Annotated in this window: 18 protein-coding genes; 8 read left to right on the top strand and 10 right to left on the bottom strand. The window is 70.7% G+C overall.

The genetic code is table 11. From position 1 onward, the window contains the following. Positions 1 to 16: 16 nt before the first annotated feature. The 4 genes from KBX46_RS02580 to KBX46_RS02565 form a co-directional block, all read right to left on the bottom strand. A complete protein-coding gene (locus tag KBX46_RS02580; RefSeq protein WP_210790394.1) occupies positions 17 to 436 on the bottom strand; it encodes a PPOX class F420-dependent oxidoreductase in 420 nt (139 codons plus the stop codon). A 78-nt stretch (positions 437 to 514) separates the two neighbouring features. After that, positions 515 to 745, bottom strand: coding sequence for a hypothetical protein (locus tag KBX46_RS02575; RefSeq protein WP_088948765.1), 231 nt, complete (start codon positions 743 to 745; stop codon positions 515 to 517). A 34-nt stretch (positions 746 to 779) separates the two neighbouring features. Continuing rightward, positions 780 to 1520 carry a hypothetical protein gene (locus KBX46_RS02570; RefSeq protein ID WP_210790392.1) on the bottom strand — a complete coding sequence of 247 codons (741 nt, stop codon included), beginning with the start codon at positions 1518 to 1520 and terminating at the stop codon, positions 780 to 782. Between the two features lie 77 nt (positions 1521 to 1597). Next, complete coding sequence (locus KBX46_RS02565) at positions 1598 to 3778, bottom strand: hypothetical protein (RefSeq protein ID WP_210790389.1); 2181 nt, start codon at positions 3776 to 3778, stop codon at positions 1598 to 1600. Here KBX46_RS02565 and KBX46_RS02560 point away from each other — a divergent pair. Together KBX46_RS02560 and KBX46_RS02555 are read left to right on the top strand one after the other, a co-directional pair. Continuing rightward, positions 3768 to 3929 (top strand): hypothetical protein, encoded by a 162-nt coding sequence (locus KBX46_RS02560; RefSeq protein WP_210790387.1) that lies wholly within the window; start codon positions 3768 to 3770, stop codon positions 3927 to 3929. The two genes, KBX46_RS02565 and KBX46_RS02560, sit on opposite strands and share 11 nt — an antisense overlap. 278 nt (positions 3930 to 4207) lie before the next feature. Further along, complete coding sequence (locus tag KBX46_RS02555) at positions 4208 to 5101, top strand: NAD(P)-dependent oxidoreductase (protein ID WP_210790385.1); 894 nt, start codon at positions 4208 to 4210, stop codon at positions 5099 to 5101. 1 nt (position 5102) lies between these two features. Here the strand turns inward: KBX46_RS02555 and KBX46_RS02550 are convergent, their stop codons facing one another. Next, entirely contained in the window at positions 5103 to 6047 is a 945-nt protein-coding gene (locus KBX46_RS02550) for a glycoside hydrolase family protein (RefSeq protein WP_308159341.1), read from the bottom strand. 476 nt (positions 6048 to 6523) lie between these two features. Between KBX46_RS02550 and KBX46_RS02545 the strand changes: the two genes are divergently transcribed. From KBX46_RS02545 to KBX46_RS02535, 3 genes are all read left to right on the top strand, one after another. After that, complete coding sequence (locus KBX46_RS02545) at positions 6524 to 7720, top strand: low temperature requirement protein A (protein WP_210790381.1); 1197 nt, start codon at positions 6524 to 6526, stop codon at positions 7718 to 7720. 158 nt (positions 7721 to 7878) lie between these two features. Further along, positions 7879 to 8775, top strand: coding sequence for an acetyltransferase (locus KBX46_RS02540; protein ID WP_210790378.1), 897 nt, complete (start codon positions 7879 to 7881; stop codon positions 8773 to 8775). A gap of 76 nt (positions 8776 to 8851) precedes the next feature. Continuing rightward, on the top strand, positions 8852 to 9841 hold the full coding sequence (locus KBX46_RS02535) for a carboxylesterase (protein ID WP_210790376.1): 990 nt from the start codon (positions 8852 to 8854) through the stop codon (positions 9839 to 9841). Here KBX46_RS02535 and KBX46_RS02530 read toward each other — a convergent pair. Then, positions 9796 to 10899, bottom strand: coding sequence for an aldo/keto reductase (locus KBX46_RS02530; protein WP_141909882.1), 1104 nt, complete (start codon positions 10897 to 10899; stop codon positions 9796 to 9798). The genes KBX46_RS02535 and KBX46_RS02530 overlap by 46 nt on opposite strands. 138 nt (positions 10900 to 11037) lie before the next feature. Here KBX46_RS02530 and KBX46_RS02525 point away from each other — a divergent pair, with 138 nt between their 5' ends. Then, the gene (locus tag KBX46_RS02525) at positions 11038 to 11670 is read left to right on the top strand and encodes a TetR/AcrR family transcriptional regulator (protein ID WP_210790373.1); all 633 of its coding nucleotides are present in this window, start codon (positions 11038 to 11040) and stop codon (positions 11668 to 11670) included. After that, positions 11663 to 12397, top strand: coding sequence for an alpha/beta fold hydrolase (locus KBX46_RS02520; RefSeq protein ID WP_210790369.1), 735 nt, complete (start codon positions 11663 to 11665; stop codon positions 12395 to 12397). Before KBX46_RS02525 ends, KBX46_RS02520 begins: the two co-directional genes overlap by 8 nt. A 21-nt stretch (positions 12398 to 12418) precedes the next feature. On the opposite strand, the gene KBX46_RS02515 is transcribed toward KBX46_RS02520, so the two are convergent. The 4 genes from KBX46_RS02515 to KBX46_RS02500 form a co-directional block, all read right to left on the bottom strand. Beyond that, positions 12419 to 13036, bottom strand: coding sequence for a DUF305 domain-containing protein (locus tag KBX46_RS02515; RefSeq protein ID WP_210790366.1), 618 nt, complete (start codon positions 13034 to 13036; stop codon positions 12419 to 12421). 73 nt (positions 13037 to 13109) lie between these two features. Continuing rightward, complete coding sequence (locus KBX46_RS02510) at positions 13110 to 14003, bottom strand: DUF1996 domain-containing protein (protein WP_088948754.1); 894 nt, start codon at positions 14001 to 14003, stop codon at positions 13110 to 13112. Between the two features lie 244 nt (positions 14004 to 14247). Beyond that, a complete protein-coding gene (locus KBX46_RS02505; RefSeq protein WP_210790363.1) occupies positions 14248 to 14907 on the bottom strand; it encodes a C39 family peptidase in 660 nt (219 codons plus the stop codon). Positions 14908 to 15427: 520 nt separating this feature from the next. Next, positions 15428 to 17311 (bottom strand): Xaa-Pro dipeptidyl-peptidase, encoded by a 1884-nt coding sequence (locus KBX46_RS02500; RefSeq protein WP_210790360.1) that lies wholly within the window; start codon positions 17309 to 17311, stop codon positions 15428 to 15430. A 241-nt stretch (positions 17312 to 17552) separates the two neighbouring features. Between KBX46_RS02500 and KBX46_RS02495 the strand changes: the two genes are divergently transcribed. Further along, positions 17553 to 20897, top strand: coding sequence for a S8 family peptidase (locus KBX46_RS02495; protein WP_210790357.1), 3345 nt, complete (start codon positions 17553 to 17555; stop codon positions 20895 to 20897). Positions 20898 to 20944 lie beyond the last annotated feature (47 nt).

Raw genomic sequence — 20944 nt, 5'->3', positions numbered from 1 at the left:
GCCGGGCTGATGCTGGTCAGCCGACCTGGCTGTTGTCCTTGAGCGAGCCCCAGCCGTGCCAGCGGTCGATCTCGATCAGGGCGCTGACCCGAGCGCGCTCCCGCCGTGGATACGGGTTCCCGGTGTAGTGCAGGGACAGCCGGTCGATGTCGGCAAGGGCCTCGTCCGAGCGCAGCTCGGCGACGTGCCCGATGATGCTGACGTGGGTGTACCAGCCGGCCTCGTCGAGCACGGTCAGGGACACCCGCGGGTCGTTGCGGACGTGCTCCAGCCGGCGGCGGCTCTCGTCCATGTTCACCAGGATCCGGCCGTCCTCCCACAGGTACCAGGTGGCAGCGGACACCGGCTGACCACCATTGCGAAGTGTGGTCATGACAGCGGGGTTCGGCTTCTGGAGCATGGCGATCGCGGGCTCGGGCAGCGGTGGCTTGGACATGAAGTCTCTCCTCGTCGCGTCAGGGTTACCCCTGCACGTTACGCACCCTCCGTCCCGATCGCCGTGGGATGTGATCGCTCAACTGGCGTACATCATCGTGGCGGGGAACTCGCCGCTGGACCGCCACGCCTTGACGATCTTTACGGTGATCGCGCTGGCGGCCGAGTTGAATTCGCCGTCGTCGACACCTGCTTCAAGGGTTCTGGGATCGATCGTGAGAACCCGGTCGAACCTGTCCTCGAACCCGAATTCATAGCGGACCTCATCCGCGGTGGCCTCGATCCGCCTCGCGGTCACCATCATTCCCATCGCGCTGACTCCCGAAGTTGTGCCGTGATGCCGCCTAGTCGAGGTCCGCGCAGGTCCGCTCGTGCGGCAGCAGCGGTCGGACCACCAGGCGTACCCGGTGTCCCTCAGCCTGCCATCGGGTCTCGCCGCGCGCCGCGCCGGCTTCGGCCAGCAGCGGTGCCAGCGTCGCGCCGTCGACCACGTGGCAGGGCCGCCGGGGTGCGCCGTCCATCGCGGAGAGGGACACGTCCAGGGGCCAGGGCCGTACGTCGGAGTTGTCCTCGGAATCGGCGACCACCAGCACCGCCGCCCGCTGCGGCAGGTACTCTCCGGCGTCGACACCGGAGGCTGCCGCGGCCTCGGCGAACGCGATCACCTCACCACGGTCACCGCCCTCGCCGGGCGACGGCTGCGTGACCGTCGTCTCGTACGTGTCGCCGGTCGTGGTCAGCCGCACGGTGAGTGTGGCCGCGTCAGTGACGTCCTGCGGGTAGTCGCGGTCCGTGAGTATGCCCGCGTCGTCCGCCCGCCGGAACAGCGCGTCGATCTGTGCCGTCGAGAGCGTCCGGCGATGCCCCGTCAGCAGCGCACCCCGGTCGTCACCCCGCGTCACGGCGGTGCCGTCGCCGTAGAGAGTGAGCGCCGGCAGCGCCCACTGCTCGGCGGAGGCGGCGAAACCGCCGCGCCGGTCGACCACAGCGATCACGGTGTCCGTGCCGGTCGGCGGCCGAACTGCCGGTCCGCCAGAGCAGGCGGCGAGGAGGAGGACCGCACTGAGCAGTAGGCGTCGGGTCATCACCGTTCGACGTACCCCCTGCGGGTACAGGTTCCGGCGGGCACCCGATTGTGGGTACCCGCCGGAACCTCACCTGATCAAGAACGGGTCAGTGTGTAGGTGCCACTGCCCGCTCGATTGACGATGATCACGCCCACGCAGCCGTCGGCCGGTGCCGTGTAGGCGAGCGACTCCGGCTGGCCCGCCCCGGTCGCGGCCGCGGTCGCCGCGCTGGCCCGGTCCCGTACGTACGTGGCCGGCGCACCGGCCGTCGAGGACACCACGAACAGTTCGGCGTCCTGGCTCGGGTCGCCCGGCGTGACGGTGAACGTCACCTGCTGGCCGGCGGTGAGGCACGAGTTCCAGACAGCGGCCACGTCACCCGCGCCCATCTGCCGCTTCGCGGTGTCGACCAGTGTCTGGCCGCTGTCGGCCAGCTCGATGGTGTACGCCCCAGTGCCGCTGACCCGGTGCATCCGCGGATAGTAGTCGCCGAGCGGGCGCCGCCCGGCTGTGGAGTCGACCGCGACGAAGTCCGTCACGTCGACGCCGAGCAGGCTCTCCTCCAGCCGCTGGGTCTGTGCCCGGTCGTCGAAGAGCGTCACGTCGTCGTCCGCGCCTGCCGGCGGGCGGACCGCGACGACCGACCATGCCTCGTGCCGCGTGTCGTACCGGAAGTTCTGGTCGTTCGGCGGCGTCGTGGCGGTCACCTCGGCGCCGTCGGTCAACCCCCGACGGAACCCGTAGTCGATCGTGTTCTGGAACAGCGATCCGAGCGCCTGGTCGCCGACCTCGTGACCGTCCTGGCCGCGTGCCGACCAGTAGGCGGCGAAGCTGGTCACCCGGTGGTCCAGGAACGTGTCCCAGACGTTCGTCAGCGTGTCGCGGTAGGCGTCGGTGCCCTCGGTGCCGGTGTCCAGCAGGTCCCAGATCGCGCCAGCGACGCGGCCCTCGACCTGGTCGCCGTCGTCCCAGTCAGGGGTGCCCCAGGTCGCGGTGTCGATGTTGCCGAGGCCGGGCAGGTCGGGGTTGTCCAGCACGGCGGCGCCGAACCAGTCGGCGAAGCCCTCGGACCAGGCACAGGCCGGGCCGGACCGGCGGGTGACGTAGTGCGGGCTGCACTCCGAGCCGATCTGCGGGTAGTTGTCCTCGTAGACGTCGTCCATGACACCGTGGCCGAGCTCGTGGATCACCACCCACGGATTGCCTGGGTCGGCGGCGAGCAGCCGTACCTCGTCGTCGCCGGGGTCGTAGTAGGTGCCCTCGGTCGAGCCCGGCTCCCACTCGATGTCGATGTTCTGGCAGCTCTCGTCGCGCATGTCCCAGCAATCGCCCGGCGTCCAGGCCAGCGCGTCGTCGGCGGTGTCATACGCGTGGAACGCCGGCATCTGCGTCGTGTCCGCGGTGTGCAGTTGTCCGTAGTCGTACGTGCGGCCGTTGCCCAGGTTGTCGCGGGTGGTGCTGCGGAACGCGTACGCGTCGTCGTCCGAGTCCTCCACCTTGTACTGCGTGCCCTCGGTGACCGCGCGGACGTACACGTCCTGACCACCACCGCCGATGCCGTCGTCGTTGCCGAAGCAGGCGCGATAGGCACCAGCGCCGTCGGTGAGCCCGGCCGCGAGCAGGTCGTCGCCGAACGAGTCGTCGTCCCACACCTGGTACTGCAGGTTCTTCGACGGGTGCCAGGCGCCGTTGTTGTCGCTGTAGTCGAAGCTGCCCGTGACGCAGGTGACCTGGGCGGGCGCCGCACCGGGCGACCGGATGTCGTCGCTGTGCGGCGCCGGCAGTCCGGCGGTGCTAGCGGGACGGTAGGGCACCGACGGGTTGGCCCGGACGACCGGCGTGCCGGCCGGAGTCTGTGCGGCCTCCGCGTCACCCTCGGCCTTGCCCAGTCGGGACTCGCGGTCCGTGGCGCCGATCGTGACCGGCACGTGGACCTCGTCGCTGCCGAGAACGGGCCCGCCGGCGGACGTCGCCTGCACCCGCAACACCGTGGGGCCGGTGGCCGTGGCGATCAGGTCGGTCTGGTAGCGCAGGACACGGCTGGGTGCCGCGTCGACGGTCGTGCTCAGTGTGGTGACCTCGCCGGCGTCGGACGGCACCCGCGACAGGGCCCGGGCCGCGGTGAAGCCGGCCGGGGTCGCGGCCGGGCGCAGAGCCGACGGAAGCGTGACCAGTACCCGCAGGTCGTCGATCGCCACCCGGGCGTCGACGGTGACGGTGAGCCGGGCGGTCTGCCCGGTGGTCGGTGCCCGGTCGAGTGCTGCGGTGACCGTCACGCAGCGCAGCCACTCCGAGTGGGTCGGTGCGCACTGCGCCCCGATCTTCCCCGGGGTCGGCGCTGCCGGTGCTGCGGTGGCTGGTGTTCCGGCGCCGGCGACGATGATCAGTGCCGCGGCGGTGCTGGATAGCCAGGCTCTCGTACGATGACGCGGTGGCGTGCGGTGGTGCATGTGCCCTCCCCGTGGTCTGCGTTGCTCCGGTGGACGGATCGCCGACGGGGTGGACATGGTGCCGCTGGACGTCACCGCGACCGGTAGCCGCACGGCACGCAGGCGCTTTGAGCAGTTCGGTCTCGATCCCCGCATCGACGAACTTCGCTAAGCTACCAATGGATTAAGATCGACAGTCCCCGATGTAAGGCAGCTGACAGCCGGTGTGCTCCACCCGCGTGCGGGTTGCCGCTCCACGCCGGAGAAGATGTGGTCATGACCGATCCCGCACTGCCCACGCGCGTCGTCGTCACCGGGGCCACCGGCAAGCTCGGCCGTGCCGTCGTCGCCCACCTGCGGTCCGTGGGCGTCGACGTGCTGGCGGTGGACCGCGCCGGAGGCCGCGACCCCCGCGACGTGACCGGCGAATTCCTCCAGGTCGATCTGACCGACTACGGGCAGGTGGTGGAGGCGTTCACCGGAGGCGCCGACGAGCATGCCGGCGGTATCGACGCGGTCGTGCACCTGGCGGCGGTCCCGGCCCCCGGGCTGATGCCGAACGCGACCACGTTCGCCAACAACTCCACGGCCACGTACAACGTCTTCGCCGCGGCCAGGGCGGCCGGGATCAGGCGGGTCGTCTGGGCGTCCAGCGAGACGGTCCTCGGGCTGCCGTTCGACACCCCACCGCCGTACGCGCCGGTCGACGAGGAGTACGCGCCGCGCCCCGAGTCGACGTACTCGTTGAACAAGGCCCTGGAGGAGGAGATGGCGCGGCACTTCTGCCGCTGGGACCCGGCGCTGGTCATGGTGGGTCTGCGCTTCTCCAACGTGATGGACGTCGAGGACTACGCCCCGTTCCCCTCCTTCGACGCCGACCCGCTGCTGCGCCGGTGGAACCTGTGGGGCTACATCGACGCCCGGGACGGAGCCCAGGCGGTCGAGCGGGCCCTCGCCCACGACCAGCCCGGCGCCGACGTGTTCATCATCGCCAACGCCGACACCGTCATGACCAGGTCCAGCGCCAGTCTGATGGCCGAGGTCTACCCGGGCGTCGAGATCCGCAAGGAGCTGGGCGAGCACGAGACCCTGCTCAGCATCGACAAGGCCCGCCGGGTGCTGGGCTACGAGCCGCAGCACTCCTGGCGAGACCACGTGGATCAGCTCTAGGTCAGCGAGCCGCCTGGTAGGCGCGGCCCACGGCGGTCGCCACGCTGCCGGTACGGAAGAGCCCGGTCTGATCCTTGTCCGTTGCCGGCAGGCCGAACCACGCGTACCGCTGAAGCCAGGACAGGCCGCCCAGCATTCTGGTCGCCGCGGTGAGGAACGCGGCCTGCTGTGCCTGGGTCGGGAAGCGAACGCCGTTGGAGAAGTCGATCAGGGCGAACTCGGTGAGCCAGACGGGCAGCTTGTAGCGGTCGTGCACCGCCTGGAGATACGACCTGAGCTGGTTGACGGCGTTGGCGGTGGTGAAGTCGCCGCCGTACCAGTGCAGGGCGATGAAGTCGACGCGGTACCCGCGCTGCTTCGCGCCGGCCATGAAGCGGTCGAGCCACTCGCCCGGCCGGTCACCGCCCCAGGCCACGGCGGGGCTGCCCAGCGGAAGGCCGGTCGCCTCCAGTTGCGGCCACAGTTCCAACGCCTGCTCCACGGTCATCTCCGCCTGACCCTTCAGGTCCGGCTCGTTGAACCCGAGCAGGTAACTGCCGTTCTTTCTGGCCTGTTGCAGGTTGGTGGCGGTGACGCTCTTCGCCCCCCAGATCATCGGGACGAACTCGGCGCCCTTCGGGCTGGTGACGCCCTGGTGGGCCACGTCCCAGGTGTAGTACCAGCTCGCCCCGGAGCTGGCCAGCGCCTGGTTGACGCCGTCGAAGGTCCACACCCCGACACCCTTGCGTTTCGAGGTCACCACGGGTGCCGCCGGGGCGACCGTACGCCCGGTCGTCGGCTTCGCCGTCGGCGTCAGGGTCGGGGACGGGGTCGCTCCCGTCGGGCTCGGCGTGGCGGCGGGCGTGGTCGCGGTGGCGGAGCTGGACGCCGGGTTGGCGCCCAGCGGCTCGTCGACGGACTGCGGGGCCGCTGCGGGAGCGGGCGTCGGCCCGGTCGGTTGGATCACGACGATCACCCCGGTCACCAGGAGGACTACCACGGCGGCCACGGCGAGCGGCCACAGCAGACGCCTCGCGCCGGTCGGGAGGCGGCCGGACAGCCCGCGTCGGGGGTCCGCGTGGACGCCCCGATTCCCCTTCGCGGCGTCCGTTGCACCCTGACCTGTTGCGCGCATCGTCTCGACTCCTCCGTGTGGTCGCATCGCTGTCCGATGCCGTGGTGGCGGCGGATCTTGCGACCACCTTCCCCTCAGGAGACTGGACGCCCGTACCGGGATAACAGTTTCTGCCCGGGTGAGCAGCGGGCCAGATCCGCCATCCACCGCAGAATCGGGCCAGAAGATGGATAAAGTACGCGTAACTGGATCACGCGGTCGGTGAGGGGGGCTCGGGGGCGATGGCAACGGGTCGAATCGCCGAGCACCGCCATCACCTCGGCCCGCCCGTGTCGGCGGCCCTGGCCGGCTGAGCTGTCCCGCCGTCCGTGTTGACGCGCATCGGGTCCCGTGGGCTCGGGGACAGCAGGAGCCCGAACTCGGCGACCGTCCTGGAACTGCTGTTCGACATCGTGTACGTCTTCGCGTTGGCCCGTCTCGCCGGGCGGGTCGCGGACGACCTGACCATCGTCCGGCACACGCTGCTGTCCGAGGCGGGCCAGACGGTGCTGTTCTTCACGGCGATGTGGATGATCTGGTCGCTCAACGCCCTGCTGGCGAGCACCTACGACCCTCGACGCCCCGATCTCCAAGTCGTCCTGCTGGCCACGATGTTCGGCACGCTGGTGCTGGCCGTCACGTTGCCGCAGGCCTTCGGCCAGCGCGGCGTCGTCTTCGCCTGCACCTACGTCGTCATCCAGGTCGGCCGACCGCTGTTCCTGTCGTTCGCCCTGCGGGGCCACCCGGTGCACGCGTTCGCGCTCCGGGTGCTGACCTGGCACCTGGTCACCAGCGTGCTCTGGATCAGTGGCGGCATCAGCGGCGGTCTCGGTCGAGGCATCTTCTGGACCATCGCGCTCGCCATCGAGATGATCGGCGCCGCCACCACCTACCCCCTTCCCCGCATCGGCGGGAGACAGCTCAACAGCATGGGGGTCACCGTCTCGGAGGCGCATCTCGCCGAGCGGTACAACCAGTTCTTCATGATCGCTCTCGCCGAGGTGGTGCTCGAAGCCGGCGCCGCGGTCAGCTTTCCGGGCTTCTCGACCGATGGGACCATCGTCCTCGTCGCCTCGTTCGTGGCGGTGGTCTCGTTCTGGCGGATCTACTTCTACCACGTCAGGTCCGGCCATGCCTCGACCCCGAGCGGTGAGGGGGTCCAGCTGTCGCCGTGGGCGAGCTACAGCCTGTTGTTGATCGTCGGTGGCATCATCTGCACCGCCGTCGGCTTCGGACAGGTCATCGAGGACCCGCACCCGCCGATCGACTGGGCTCTGGTGGTCATCATCTTCGGCGGCCCGGTGCTGTTCCTGATCGGGCGCAGCAGCCTGGAGCGGGCGAGCAGAACCACGCCGCGGTGTCGGGTGCTGTACGTCGGTGCGGTGACGCTGGCCTTGGCGGCGGTACCGATGGTGTTTCTCCCGCCGGTCGCCGTGGCGGCCCTCGCAGCGGTGATCCTGGCCGGCATCGCCGTCTTCGACCAGCGGGCCCACAAGCGAGGGTCGGGAACCAACCCGACTCTGTGACAACCCGTTGCGGGCCGGCGACCGATCGGCGTATGTTCTTCCGGCACGCCGTCGAGCCGAGGGGAGGTCAGAACAATGTCCGATGTTCTGCGCCCCCTCCGCGCTCCGGCGTCCGCACGGATCTGATCCGGGGCGCTCGCTTCCCGGAGGACCACGCCATGACTGATCTGGTCATCCGTCCGCTCGTCGCGGGCGAGGAAAACCTGTTCGACTCCATGCCTGATCCGCTGCCCCAACTGCGCCAGGTCGGCTACGCCGACGGGGTCGCCGGTGGCGGCTATCGGCCCGAGACCACCTGGGTCGCCCTGCGCGACGGCCGGGTGGTCGGTCGGGCCGCCTGGCTCCTCCCACCGGGCGCCGTCGGCGCGCCCTGGCTGGACCGGTTCGATCTGGACGCCGAACCCGAGGTCGGCGCCGAACTGCTGCACGCCGCCCACCAGGCGCTGGGTGGCCCCGGCCTGTACTACGCCGCGCTGCCGGCACACTGGCGGCGCCGCCCCGAGGTGCGGGCCGTGGTGGAGGCGCCGATGGCCGCGGCCCGGCTCGCCGGCCTGGTCGAGCGGGGGGAGCGGCTCCGGTGCTCCTGGACGGGCACACCCCTTCCGGCGTCCTCCGGACGGTACGACTTCCGTCCGCCGGTCGACGCGACGGAGGCCAACGCCCTGGTCGCCAGGATCGACGAGCCGGACGTGCTGACCGGCGTCGAGACCGCACGGGTGGTCAGCGGCGTCGACCTCGCCACCGACCCTCTGGGCTGGCTGGGGGACGGAGTGGAGGGATGGCGCGTCGCGCTGGACGCCGGAGAGCCGGTGGGTCTGGTCGGCACCGCCGGGGACGCCTGCTACCCACTTCTCGTCTACCTCGGTCTGCTCGACGAGGCGGCCCGGCCAGAACTGTTGGTCGAGGGGGTCCGGCTGCTGGCCGACGGTGGCGCCCGGGAGGTCATCGCCGACCTGGACGCGCGTCGGGTGGCGGTGCTGGCCGAGCTGGAGCGGACCGGGTTCCGACAGTTGCGCACCAGGGTCATCTTCGCGCCGGCGGACCAGCAGGAATAGCGGATCGGGGGTGCGCCCTGTCACCGGGGCGCACCCCCGCACCGGCGCCGCCCGCTGGCCCTGTCAGCATCGGGCCATGCTCATCGTCGGCGTACTGGCGCTGGTCGTGGCGGCCGTCGCCACGCTCTGCCTGTGGCGGTCGCTGCGCCGTGAGCCACCGGTCGCACCGGCGCGGCCGCTCGACTTCGACAACGCCGTCCGTGCCGCCGAGGCCGTCATCGACGCCGAGGCGGCTGACCCGGAGGTCCGGCCGGAGTCGCGCAGCCGTCTCCTGAGCCACGGCTCCCGCACCGGCAGGGCCGTGTTGCTGCTGCACGGATACACCCTCGCGCCCGACCAGTACGACGAACTGGCCGAGGAGTTCTTCGACCGCGGCTACAACGTCTGGGTTCCGCGCGCCCCGCAGCACGGCACCGTCGACCTGCGGGCCCACCACCGGGTCCAGGCCGACGAGCTGACGACGTACGCCGCGCGGGCGTTGGCCGTCGCCGAGGGCCTGGGAGACGAGGTGGGCGTCGTGGGGATCTCCGGCGGTGCCGTCCTGGCGGCCTGGCTGGCCCAGGTGCCGGGCACCGTCGTACGGCAGCTGCTGTTGCTGTCGCCGTTCTTCGGCCCGGACCGTCGGCAGGCGCCGGCCTTCGCGGTCCGACCGCTCATCATGTTGTACGGGGGCCGCATCCTCCCGGACCGTGTCACGTCGCGCGGTTACTCCCTCGCCGCCGTCACCCAGTACCTGAGCATCGCGCGTACTCTGCCGAAGCCGCCACGACGGACCGGTCTGCGGACCGCGGCCGTCGCGATCAGCCCCCTCGACGGCGTGGTCGACCTCGGTGCGGCGGAGCGCGTGCCGCGCCTCATCGCCGACGCGAACGCGATCCCGCTCCAGGTCTGCACCCTGCCGGAAGCGTTGGGCGTCGGCCACAACACCCTCAACCTCACCGTGCTCGGCGCCGACGGGCCCGAGCTGCGCCGGCTGTACATCGCGCTCTACGAGGGGGAGCCGCTCCCCGGACCGTTCCCCTACCGGGTGGGCGGGGTGGCGCCGTTGAACACCGGCGGGGCGTAACCGGCCGGCTTGTCGCCGATGCCAAGGCCGGGGCTCACCACCCAGGACTGGTACTGCGGGGTGAACATGCTGTAGACCAGCCCGAGGTTCGGGGCGCTCGCCTCGTCGAGTCGCCGACGGGCGTCCGCCGGGATCTCGAAGTCGAGCGCGCCGAAGTTGCTGGCGAGCTGCTCGGGGCTGCTCGCCCCGACGACCACCGAGGCGACGGCGGGTTGGGTGGCCACCCAGTTGATCGCCACCTGCGCCATGCTGCGCCCGAGATCGGCGGCCACGCTCTCCAGTGCCTCGATCACCTGCCAGTCGCCGGGGCTGATCTCCCGACCCGCGGCGTCGGGGTTGGTCAACCGACCGGTGCCGCTCATACCCTCGCTGGTCCGGCGGTACTTGCCGCTGAGCAGGCCGCCACCGATCGGGCTCCACGCGGTGACACCCATTCCCAGGGTCTGGGCCATCGTCACGAACTCCGCCTCGATGTGCCGGGTGACCAGGGAGTACGGCAGCTGCACGTTGATCATTGGGGCCAGCCCGTGTGCCTCGGCGTAGCTCTGCGCCCGGGCCGCGTACCAGGCCGGCACGTCGGAGAGCCCGGCGTACCGGATCTTGCCGGCCCGCACCAGGTCGTCGAAGGTGTGCACGACCTCCTCGACCGGTGTGATCCGGTCCCAGGTGTGCAGCAGGTACAGGTCGATGTAGTCGGTGCCGAGTCGCCGTAGCGAGGCCTCCACCGCCCGCGTGATGTGCTTGCGACCGTTGCCGCTGGCATTCGGGTCGGTCGGGTCGACGGTGTTGGTGGCCTTGCTGGTCAGCACGAGCCGTTCGCGGACGCCGGCCCGGTCGATCAGGCGGCCGAGGATCTTTTCGCTCTCCCCGGCGGTGTAGAAGTCTGCCGTGTCGATGAAGTTGCCCCCCGACTCCAGATACTGACGGAAGATCGGCTCCGCCTCCTCCTCGGTCTTGCCGTAGGCGGCATGGAACCCGTCGACGCCGAAGTTCATGGTGCCCAGCGCCAGCCGGCTCACCCGCAGACCGGACCGCCCGAGCAGGTAGTAGTGGTTCATCGTTGCGTCCTCTCGATCGCGCGTCGGCCCCGAGCGGGCCGTCCCAGACCTTTGCTCGGCAAAAATGGACCTGCAAGTCCAAAGTCCGCGCTAGCGTTGGACCGGCAGGTACGAACGCAGATCGGTGACGGGGGTCTCATGACACGGGCGTTGACCCGCAAGGGCGAGGCCACCCGGGCGCGGATCGTCGCAGGCGCGGCCGCCGAGATCCGCGAGCGCGGCGTCGACGAGGTACGCCTCGAAGACGTGATGGCCCACACCAGCACCAGCAAGGGACAGCTCTTCCACTACTTCCCCGGCGGCAAGGAGGACCTGCTGCTCGCGGTGGCCCAGCACGAGGCCGATCAGGTGCTCATCGACCAGGAGCCGATGCTCAGCAACCTGACGTCCTGGCCAGCCTGGCTGGCGTGGCGTGACCGGCTCATCGAGCGCTACCTCGCGCAGGGCGTGAAGTGCCCGCTCAACGGGCTGCTCGGTCAGACCGGCCGACGCGCGCCGGGCGCGCAGGCGATCGTGACCGGGCTCATGTGGCGCTGGCAGGCGGCCATCACCGAGGGCATCCGCCACATGCAGTCGACCGGGGACATCGGCCCGGACGTGGACGCCGACCGTGCCTCCGCGGCGCTGCTGGCCGGCATTCAGGGCGGCGTCCTGCTACTGCTCTCCACCGGGAAGATCGATCACCTCGAGGCGGCTCTCGACCTCACCATCGACTCGCTTCGGGCCAGCGCCCGGACGAGCGGAGAGCAGGAAAGGCGCGACAATGAATGACGACCGACCACCGTTGGTGCTGCTGCACGGCCTCACCTACGACCGGCGACAGTGGGACCCGGTCCGACGCGAGCTTGCGGCAATCGACCCCGACCGGCAGGTCCTCGCCCTCGATCTGCCCGGTCACGGCGACGCACCACGTCGGGAGTCCTACCGGATGGCGGAGGTTGCCGAGGTCCTGCACGACCAGGTGACCGACGCCGGTCTCGCGCAGCCGATCGTGGTGGGACATTCGGTCGGCGCGGTGGTCGCCACGACGTACGCGGCCCGCTATCCGGTGCGCGGCGTGGTGAATCTGGACCAGATCCTGCTGCCCGGCCCCTTCGGTGCGGCCGTACGCCAGGCGGAGTCGACACTGCGCGGCCCGGACTGGCGGCGGGTGTGGGACGGCATGCTGGCCGGGATGGGCATCGAGTCGTTGCCGGCCGAGGCCCGCGAGATCGTGACCACCGCGACCGATCCCCGGCCGGACCTGCTGCTGGGCTACTGGGGTGAGATCCTGCGCGGCTCCGACGAGGACATCGCCGCCGAGCGCCACAGTGATCTGCGGTCCATCGGTGAGCGCGGGATTCCCTACCGCTGGGTGACCTCGTCCGAGCCGCCACCCCGTTATCTGGCCTGGCTGACGGAGACCCTGCCGGAGGTCGTGGTGACCGTGCTGCCCGGTAGCCACTTCCCGCACCTGGCGGAGCCGGCAACGATCGCCCGGCTGCTGGCGACCAGCTGAGAGGACGATCGGCGTGGCGGTCTACGGGGTCAACCGGTCGAGTCGGGTGAGCTCGGCGTCGCCGGCCCGGACCACCTCCGCGGCCAACGCGGTCGTCGCCGGGTGCACGCCGTTCCGCTGCTCCGCGGTGGCGACCCGCACCGCCTGTTGCAGGTGGGCTCGTACGTGCTGGCCTGCCAATCGTTCGAACGCGACACCGGTCACCGACCGCAACGTCGTCAACTCCTGCTCGGTGACCATGCCCGGCATGTCGTGGCCCTCGTGCGGGTTGGTCGCCGGGGCGCCGGATTCGGCGAGCAGCCGTCGGGCGGTGCTGAGGTCGGCGCGGTGCGCCGTGCCGAGCCGGGCGGCGAAGGTCTGCCACGCCGGGTCGGTGGTGCGACTCGGCACCATGTCCAGCACCGGCAGAAGGCGTTCGTTCATCGCCACCGTCAGCTGAAGCCACGCGATGTCGGTGGGGCTGAACAGGCTGGCCGAGCCGCTGGGCGACACCGAGCCGGCCAGCCCGGCGGTCGAGGGTGCGGCGGTCGACTGTGCGGTCGTGGTCGGTGCGGTCGTGGTCGGTGATCCGGTGGCGCAGGCCGTGACGAGCAGCGCCGCGAGGAACAGGGACATGGACGCGCTCACGAGGGCTCGCATCCGGCCTCCTCTCGCCCCCCGGACGGCGGGCCCGGCGTGACCGGACCCGCCTCCGTGGTGGGAGCCTGTCGGCTCAGATCGGTCGGCCGTCGTGACCGCACTTGATGACGGGACGAATGCAGTCCTGGACCCGACGGGCCATCTCCGCCACCGGCCAGGCGTTGAAGAAGTCACCGTGCATGGTGTAGCCCGGCCCGGAGGCGAGCCGGATCCGCGAGGGGTCGCCGGTGACCGGGTATCGCAGCACCTGCCGCAGCTTGGGCACGTGCACCGGGTGGGTGCTCGGGCAGGCCTGGTTCACCGGGTACGCCAGGTGGCTCTTGTGGTCCGGCGAGTCCAGGTCGCGGCCGTTCCAGCACTGCGGGAAGTCCAGGTACGACTCGAGCATCGTGCCGGACGGGCAGTTGACGAAGTCCTTCGACGGAGGCACGTGCCCGGCGTGCAGGCACGACCACCGGGCGATGCTGTCGTTCGAGCCGGTGGCTTTCGCGTTGCCGGCGACGAGTCGCAGCCCGAGCGGAAACGGCTGGGTGTTCGCGACGACGTCGGAGCGTACGCCCTCGCCCAGGTAGTAGAACGTGGCGATCGCCGGCTCCACCGGCACGTTGTCGCGGTACAGGGTCGGCACCCAGTAGGACGAGACGTCCACCCGCGGGTTGCAGGTGCTGGGGGAGTTGACCAGGTCAGGGAGGGTGGTGTTGGCGTTCGTCACCGTGGCGCCGAAGAAGCTGTGCATGTGCGAGGCCCCGGGCAGCCCGGGAAAGATGATCGGGTCGTCCGGCAGCCGGTGGCTGTAGGTGCAGTCGGCGGGGAACTCGGCAACCCGGATGGCGTTGGCGACCGGGGCGGCGTCGGCCCGCTCGGTGGTGGAGGCGACGTACGTGCCGAGTAGCACCAGCAGTGCGCCGATCGCCGTGGCGAGGCGCAGCCGGCGGTGGGTGCCGGAGAGGGGTGCGGCCCTGTCCATCGTGTGACTCCTGTCGGGGGGACGGGTCAGGGAAAGCTCCGGCGCCGCCGCCGAAGACATCGGAGATTGCCCTGGCCAGACTGGTGGTGGCCGGTTGAGGCCGGGTGCGAGAGAGCGCTCTCAGCAGGTCAAGCCTCACCCTGATGTCGAAGCTTGTCAATACGCTCCGCAATTGGCGGAAATGAAAGACGACGAAGGGCCGGGCCCCGTGGTGGGGTCCGGCCCTTCGGTGTGTCGGTCGCGGTCAGCTGGTGGCGTAGCCGCGGGTGGCGATCCAGTCGGCGAGGTGTTCGACGGTGACCTCGTAGGAGGCGGTGTTCGGGTCGGCGGAGTCGGCGATCTTGACGGTGGTGCCGTTGTCGCGGTAGCCGACGACGCTGATGTAGTGCCCGCCCTCGAACGAGTGGATACCACCGTCGGTGTCGGTGGTGGTGCCGGCGATGTTGGCGACCACGGCCCGGCCGTCGTCAACGGTCTTGACGATGTCGGCGCGCAGCTTGTCGGTCTGCTTATCGTCGGCCGCGGGCGTGCTGATCTCCACGGACCGGTACGCGTCGTTCTTGCCGGTTTCCTTGTTCAGCACCGGGGTGATGTCGTTGATCGAGTTGGTGCCGGCTTCGGTGGTGCCCATCTCCTTGGCCATGGCGTCGACGCTGATGTCCTTGCCCTGCACGGAAAGGGCGTTACGGGCGGCGGCAGGGCCGCAGTAGTAGAAGTTCGGCTGCGCCTCGTAGCGCACGCCCAGCTGACGCTCACCCGACGGCTTGCGATCAGACTGCGTCTGAGTAGTGGGCTTGGCATCGGTCGCGGCGTACGCGGCGGTGATCGGTCCGACGATCGCGCCGCCGGTGAAGGCCAGGCCAGCAGCGCTCAGAGCGGTCTTACGAATCAGATCGGTACGCATGATGGCGTGCTCCTCTGCATCGGGGGTGTCCGCACGACACGACACACAAGGGGGAACGGTGACCGTGCGGGAAAGTCTTGGGGGGAACGCCGGCGATCCACGGGGGGATCTGCTCGGGCGTTGCGGGGGATGTAACCGGGGCGGCCCAGCGGATGTTCCCGGCCGGTGCGCCCTCGCCTCACGACCCGAAAGTCGCGGTGGCATGCCAGGTATAACGACCCCGCCGGGCCCACGATTCCGCCGCCAGGGTGGCCCCGACCACGGGACAGCCACGCCGAAACCGGACATCCGCCCCACGGACGGATCCGCCGAACCGGACACCACACCCCGCAACCCCGGGCGCCGACAATCCAAGATCCGCGCACTTTCCGGGAAAGTGCTGCCTCAGACCACGCCGAGGCAGCAAGTTCCCTGATGTTGCGCGGATCTTGACCGGGGTGGGGATACCGGACACCGCCGGACACGCGGATGGGGCAGCCCGAACACGTCGGACTGCCCCACCTGTGGCACGAGGTCTAGATCAGAACCCGAGGACGCTCCGCCCGCCGACCACCGGCAGCCGCAGTTCGCTGTCGTTCGGTGCGACCCGCAGCTCGGTGCCGCCCAACGGCAGCAGGGTGTACTCCTGGTCGCTGGAGAAGACGACCACGCCGATCCGGTGGCCCGCCGGGAAGACGTAGTCCTTCGGCTCCATGGTCCACCGGTAGTCGTACAGCTTGCCCTGCTTGACCGGCTGGGTGCGTGCGGCGCTCTTGCGGTTCTGCGGGTCCATCCAACCTCGCGTCACCACTGTCGGCGCGGCGGTCGACCCGGCCGGGCCGTAGTCGACCAGGTACGCGGTGAGGTTCGCGTCCGGCTTGTTGTCGATCGCCATCCGCAGCCGCATCTCCGGACGGCCGGAGATGCGCACGCTCTGCGTCAGCTCGGGGGAGCGGTACGCGAGTCGGTTCGCGCTCGCCGTGTCCGGGTTGGACACCAGGGTGTCCGGGTGGATGGTCCGCCCCTCGTCGACGAAGGTCTGCTCGACCTTGGCCTTCGGCGGCTTGCCCGTGGTGAGCGTGCCCGGGGCGGTGGCGTCGGTGGCTGCGAACCGCAAGCCGACCTCACGCGCGGCCGGGTCGGGCCAGTTGGCGTACGTGGTGTAGGCCCGGTCCTCGCGCTGGAGCACCGCGGTCGGCTCGTCCATGATGCCGTTGCGCACGTTCCACAGCCAGAAGTCGAACCAGCGGTTCTCGGTCTGCTTGTACGTCCACGTCTGGCCGCTCGGCAGGGTCACCGACGCGCTGCTGCCCGGGCCGCCGTGGCCGCCCTGGTGCAGCCAGATCTTGCGCGGTACGTCGCGCTTCGCGAGCTGGTCCCACCAGCCGGCGAAGTGCTCGGTCTTCACGTTCCAGTCGTTGAGGCCGTGAACGACGAAGACGCTCGCCTTGACGTTGCGGGCGTCGAGGTAGTCGCGGTCCTGCCAGAATTCGGAGTAGTCGCCGGTGACCCGGTCCTGCTCCTCGGTGATGGCGGCCAGTTCGTCGGCGCACTGCCCCTCGGCCCGTGCCTGCCCGGCGGTGTACTGGGCGAGGATGTCGAGGTCCTCGCCCTGGAACGTCCCGGGGGCGACGACCAGACCGTTGGCCCGGTAATAGTCGTACCAGCTGCTGATCGCGGAGACCGGCACGATGGTCTTGAGTCCCTTGACCCCCGTGGTGGCCACCTGGTTGGGCAGCGTCCCGTTGTAGGAGACACCGGTCATGCCGACCGCGCCGGTGGTCCAGCCGGCGGAGACCGGGGCGCCGTTCGCGTCGTACCCCTTTGCCCGGCCGTTGAGCCAGTCGATGACCGCCTTGGTGCCGAGCGTCTCGGCCTGGTCGCCGCTGGTGGGGCAGCCGTCCGAGTCGCCGGTGCCGACGCTCTGACCGAGCACCACCGCGTACCCGCGGGGCACGTAGTAGTCGTCCAGCGAGCCGGGCAGGTTGGCCTTCGCCTGGGCGCGCTGGGTGCCCACGTCGAGCGTCCGCCGTCCGGAACGGTCGGTCAGACCGTTCTGCGGCAGCTCGTCGACCAGCACGCTCGGGTACGGGACGTCACCCCAGGTGCCCTTGCGGTACGGGCTGTGCTCGAAGATGACCGGCACCTTGAAGCCCTGCGTGGCGGTCTCCCGTGGTCGGGAGATGTCGATCGCCACCCGGTCGGGTCGACCGTCGTGGTCGGTGTCGACCGGGGTCTGGACGAACACCCGCTCCTCGATAGCGTCGGCGAGCGAGAACACCGGTTGGGTCATGCCGTCGCTGACCACGATGCCGGTGGGCGTGGTCGCGGTGGGCGGGGCAGCCGTTGCTGTGGGGGCTGCGCTGAGCACCAGAGCGCCGGACACACCGATGCTCAGAAGTGCCAGATGACGGGGTCGACGCATGCGCGTCTCCCTTCGGTTGGGCTGGTTGCCGGGGGTCGGCAGGGGCCGATCTCGAAGATCCATTCGTCGCCATGCTAGGACGGCGCTGGCGTCCCGTCGATCCCCTCGGACGGGGATGCATCCTTCTCGCGAGCCGGAAAACTCCTCGTTCCGGGGCCTCCGAAGATCACAGTCTCGTGCATATGATCTTGCGGGAAGCCGCCCGAAGAGACGGTTTCGTCCACATTAGACGAGGAGCACCATGCTCAGGAAAACGCGATGGTTGTTGGCCATCGCCGTCACGGCCACGACACTGACCGCCCTACCGGGCGGCTCCGCCACGGCCGGGCCAGGCGGAATCGGCACGACCGGCACGTCCAGGACCTCTGTCGACGGGAAGACGCACACCGTCACCCTGCTGACCGGGGACGTGGTGACCGTACGGAGCACCGGATCGGAATGCCCCAAGGCCACGGTGCGGCCGGCCGACGAGAACGCGGTCATCCAGCAGACCTGCGGCCCCGACGGTCACCTGCACGTCGTACCCGCCCGCGTCGCGTCCCAGACCGGTCCGGTCCTCGACCCCGACCTGTTCGACGTCACCGCGCTGATCGCCGACGGGTACGACGACGAGAACACCACGGACCTGCCGGTCATCGTGCAGCCCGCCACCGCTTCCGCCCGGGTGGCCGCACTCGGTGACGTGCTGTCGCTGCCCAGCATCGGCGCGGTCGCCGGCCACGTACCCAAGAAGAGCCCGGCCACCGCGAAGCTGGCGACCGACTCGCTGCTCGCCGGCGCGAAGAAGGTCTGGCTGGACCGCAAGGTCCGCGCCACCGCCCTGACCGGCGGCGGACAGCACGCCGGCCTGGACCGCAACCTCGGCCAGATCGCCGCGCCCGACGCCTGGAAGGCTGGCTGGACCGGCCGGGGGACCACTGTCGCGGTGCTGGACACCGGTGCCGACTTCACCCACCCGGACCTGGTCGGCCGGGTCGCCGACCGGGCCGACTTCACCGCCGAGGGCGGTGACGCCGTCGACCACAACGGCCACGGTACGCACGTCGCGTCGACCATCGCCGGCACCGGCGCGGCCGCGCACGGTCAGCGTCGCGGCGTGGCGCCCGACGCCAAGCTGGTGATCGGCAAGGTCCTCGACGACCACGGCTCCGGTGCGGACTCCGGGATCATCGCCGGCATGGAGTGGGCCGCCACCCGGGCCGACGTCATCAACATGAGCCTCGGCGGCAGCGACCCGGACGACGGCAACGACCCGCTCTCGCTGGCCGTCGACGGGCTGAGCAGGTCCACCGGCGCGCTCTTCGTCATCGCCGCGGGCAACAGCGGCGGGGCCATCTCCTCGCCGGGGTCGGCCGCCAGCGCGCTGACCGTCGGCGCGGTCGACCGGAACGACAAGCTCGCCGAGTTCTCCAGCCGTGGGCCGCTGGTCACCAGCAACGTGGCCAAGCCGGAGCTGGTCGCACCCGGCGTCGACATCGTCGCCGCGCGGGCCGCCGGCACCAACCTCCAGGACCCGATCGACAGGTACTACGAGGCCATCAGCGGCACCTCGATGGCCAGCCCACACGTGGCGGGCGCCGCCGCGCTGCTCGCCCAGCGGCACCCGGACTGGACCGGCGCGCAGCTCAAGGCCGCGCTCGTCGGTGCCGCCGACCCGCTGAGCGGCGTCGACGCGTACGCCGTCGGTGCCGGCCGGCTCAACGCGGCCCGGGCCCTCGGCGGCCCGACCAGCAACCAGCCGGTCGTCAACCTCGGCACCTTCGCGTACCCGCAGTCCGGGACCAGCGAGGCGAAGCTGAGCTGGACCGGTGAGTCGACGACCGTGCTGGACCTCGACGTGTCGGTCGTCAACCACGACGGTCAGTCGGTGCCGCGGGGCGCGGCGTCGCTGTCGGCGAGTCGGGTGACGCTCAAGCGCGGCGCGACCGCCGGCGCGACAGTGCGGATCAACCGCGCGGCGCTGGCCGCCCGGCCGGGCTTCTACCTGGCCACCGTCACCGCCCGCACCGCCGGGCACAAGCTGGTCTCGACCACGCCGGTGAGCTTCTACGTCGAGCAGCCCAGCTATGACCTGACGATCCGGACGAAGCCACTGCCCGGCCTCAAGGAGGGCGCGGAGAGTTGGATCAACCTGCTGGTCACCAACCTCACCGACCCGGTGGTCTACTACAGCGGTGCGGGCGGTACGCCCGGCGACACCTTCACGCTGCGGGTGCCGGCCGGCCGGTACGCGATCCTCGGCTCATCCGTCGCCTACTACGTCGACAGTGACGTGCTGGAGACGACACTCGCCGCCGAGCCCGACCTGGACGTGCGCGGTGCCCGAAGCGTGACGCTCGACCCGGCGCGGGCCAGGCCGGTGACGGCGACTGTCGACGGGGTGCCCACCACGCCCACCCGGACCGACCTCACCAACGTCCAGACCGCCCCGAACGGGCTGTCCTGGTGGCACCAGGTCAGCGGGTACGGGGCCCAGACGACGGTCCGCACCACCGCGCTGCCGAAACCCGGCGTCGGGTCCCGGCGCACCTGGGCGGCCGTCAACCTCGACTCGCCGGCCGGCACCGCCAGGCCGTACCGCTACAACCTGGTGCACGAGTACGCGGGCGGCGTACCGGCCGACCCCGCCTTCCGAGTGAGCGGAGCCGAACAGGCGAAGCTCGCCCGGATCGAGGAGCGCTTCCACCAGATGGACTCGGAGGGAATGGTCACCCAGCTGATCCGCAGCGGCTTCACGCCCGACGGGGTGCCGGTGACGCAGACCCACGAGGGCAACCTGCCCCCGTACCGCACCGACTACCTCTCACCCGGCTACCTGTGGGCCGACGAGGGTGTCTACGGTGGCCTGTCGGCGCAGGAGGCGCCGCGCAGCTACCAGTCGGGCAGTCGGCAGAGCAAGGTCTGGGCGCGGCAGCCGCTGCACTCCGGCTGGTACGACGACCCGGCCGGGGCCGAGTCCAGCTGCGCCACCGCGCCGTCGCGTACCCGGGGCAACCTGCACATCGACCTGGTGTCGCTGACGGACCAGCACCAGCGGGCCGACTGCCTCCAGGGCGGCTCGATCGGGGTGAACCGCAAGCTGTCGGTGTACCGCAACGGCAAGCTGATCGACGAGCGGGACCGCCCGCTCGCCGACGTCACCGTTGCGCAGCAGATGGCCGACTACCGGCTGACCCTCGACGTCGACACGAGCCTGATCCTGCCCATCTCGACCAGGGTCAACACGTCGTGGACGTTCCGGTCCGCCGGACCGGACGGCACCGGCAGTGTGCCGCTGCCCCTGCTGGCGGTGGACTACGCGCTGCCGATGGACACCCTCAACCACGCCACCGGCGGGACGGCCGAGCTGGCCGTCCGGCAGATGCGGGGAATCAAGGCGCAGAAGGTGACGTCGTTCCAGGTCTGGACCTCGACGGACGACGGTGCCACCTGGACGTCGGCCCGGGTTACCGGCACCGGCGGCAGCTACTGGGTCGCGCTGCCGACGGCCGCCACCGGACAGCCCGTCTCGCTGCGGGTGAAGGCCGCCGCCAACGGCGGCAGCGGCATCGACCAGACCATCATCCGGGCGTACAACGCCGGCTGACGGTCCGCGCACTGGTGCGGCCCGGCTCCGGCCGGGCCGCACCACCG

Origin of the sequence: Micromonospora sp. C81, assembly GCF_018070425.1 — a bacterium.
Lineage (GTDB): Bacteria > Actinomycetota > Actinomycetes > Mycobacteriales > Micromonosporaceae > Micromonospora > Micromonospora zamorensis.
The sequence above is the reverse complement of the archived record's forward strand: the minus strand, read 5'-3'. Positions and strand labels throughout refer to the sequence as shown.

Excerpts from the sequence above, each read along its gene's own strand:
- KBX46_RS02580 (WP_210790394.1), bottom strand. The coding sequence starts at position 436 with ATGTCCAAGCCACCGCTGCCCGAGCCCGCGATCGCCATGCTCCAGAAG.
- KBX46_RS02575 (WP_088948765.1), bottom strand. The coding sequence starts at position 745 with ATGGGAATGATGGTGACCGCGAGGCGGATCGAGGCCACCGCGGATGAG.
- KBX46_RS02570 (WP_210790392.1), bottom strand. The coding sequence starts at position 1,520 with ATGACCCGACGCCTACTGCTCAGTGCGGTCCTCCTCCTCGCCGCCTGC.
- KBX46_RS02555 (WP_210790385.1), top strand. The coding sequence starts at position 4,208 with ATGACCGATCCCGCACTGCCCACGCGCGTCGTCGTCACCGGGGCCACC.
- KBX46_RS02540 (WP_210790378.1), top strand. The coding sequence starts at position 7,879 with ATGACTGATCTGGTCATCCGTCCGCTCGTCGCGGGCGAGGAAAACCTG.
- KBX46_RS02535 (WP_210790376.1), top strand. The coding sequence starts at position 8,852 with ATGCTCATCGTCGGCGTACTGGCGCTGGTCGTGGCGGCCGTCGCCACG.
- KBX46_RS02530 (WP_141909882.1), bottom strand. The coding sequence starts at position 10,899 with ATGAACCACTACTACCTGCTCGGGCGGTCCGGTCTGCGGGTGAGCCGG.
- KBX46_RS02525 (WP_210790373.1), top strand. The coding sequence starts at position 11,038 with ATGACACGGGCGTTGACCCGCAAGGGCGAGGCCACCCGGGCGCGGATC.
- KBX46_RS02520 (WP_210790369.1), top strand. The coding sequence starts at position 11,663 with ATGAATGACGACCGACCACCGTTGGTGCTGCTGCACGGCCTCACCTAC.
- KBX46_RS02515 (WP_210790366.1), bottom strand. The coding sequence starts at position 13,036 with ATGCGAGCCCTCGTGAGCGCGTCCATGTCCCTGTTCCTCGCGGCGCTG.
- KBX46_RS02510 (WP_088948754.1), bottom strand. The coding sequence starts at position 14,003 with ATGGACAGGGCCGCACCCCTCTCCGGCACCCACCGCCGGCTGCGCCTC.
- KBX46_RS02505 (WP_210790363.1), bottom strand. The coding sequence starts at position 14,907 with ATGCGTACCGATCTGATTCGTAAGACCGCTCTGAGCGCTGCTGGCCTG.
- KBX46_RS02500 (WP_210790360.1), bottom strand. The coding sequence starts at position 17,311 with ATGCGTCGACCCCGTCATCTGGCACTTCTGAGCATCGGTGTGTCCGGC.
- KBX46_RS02495 (WP_210790357.1), top strand. The coding sequence starts at position 17,553 with ATGCTCAGGAAAACGCGATGGTTGTTGGCCATCGCCGTCACGGCCACG.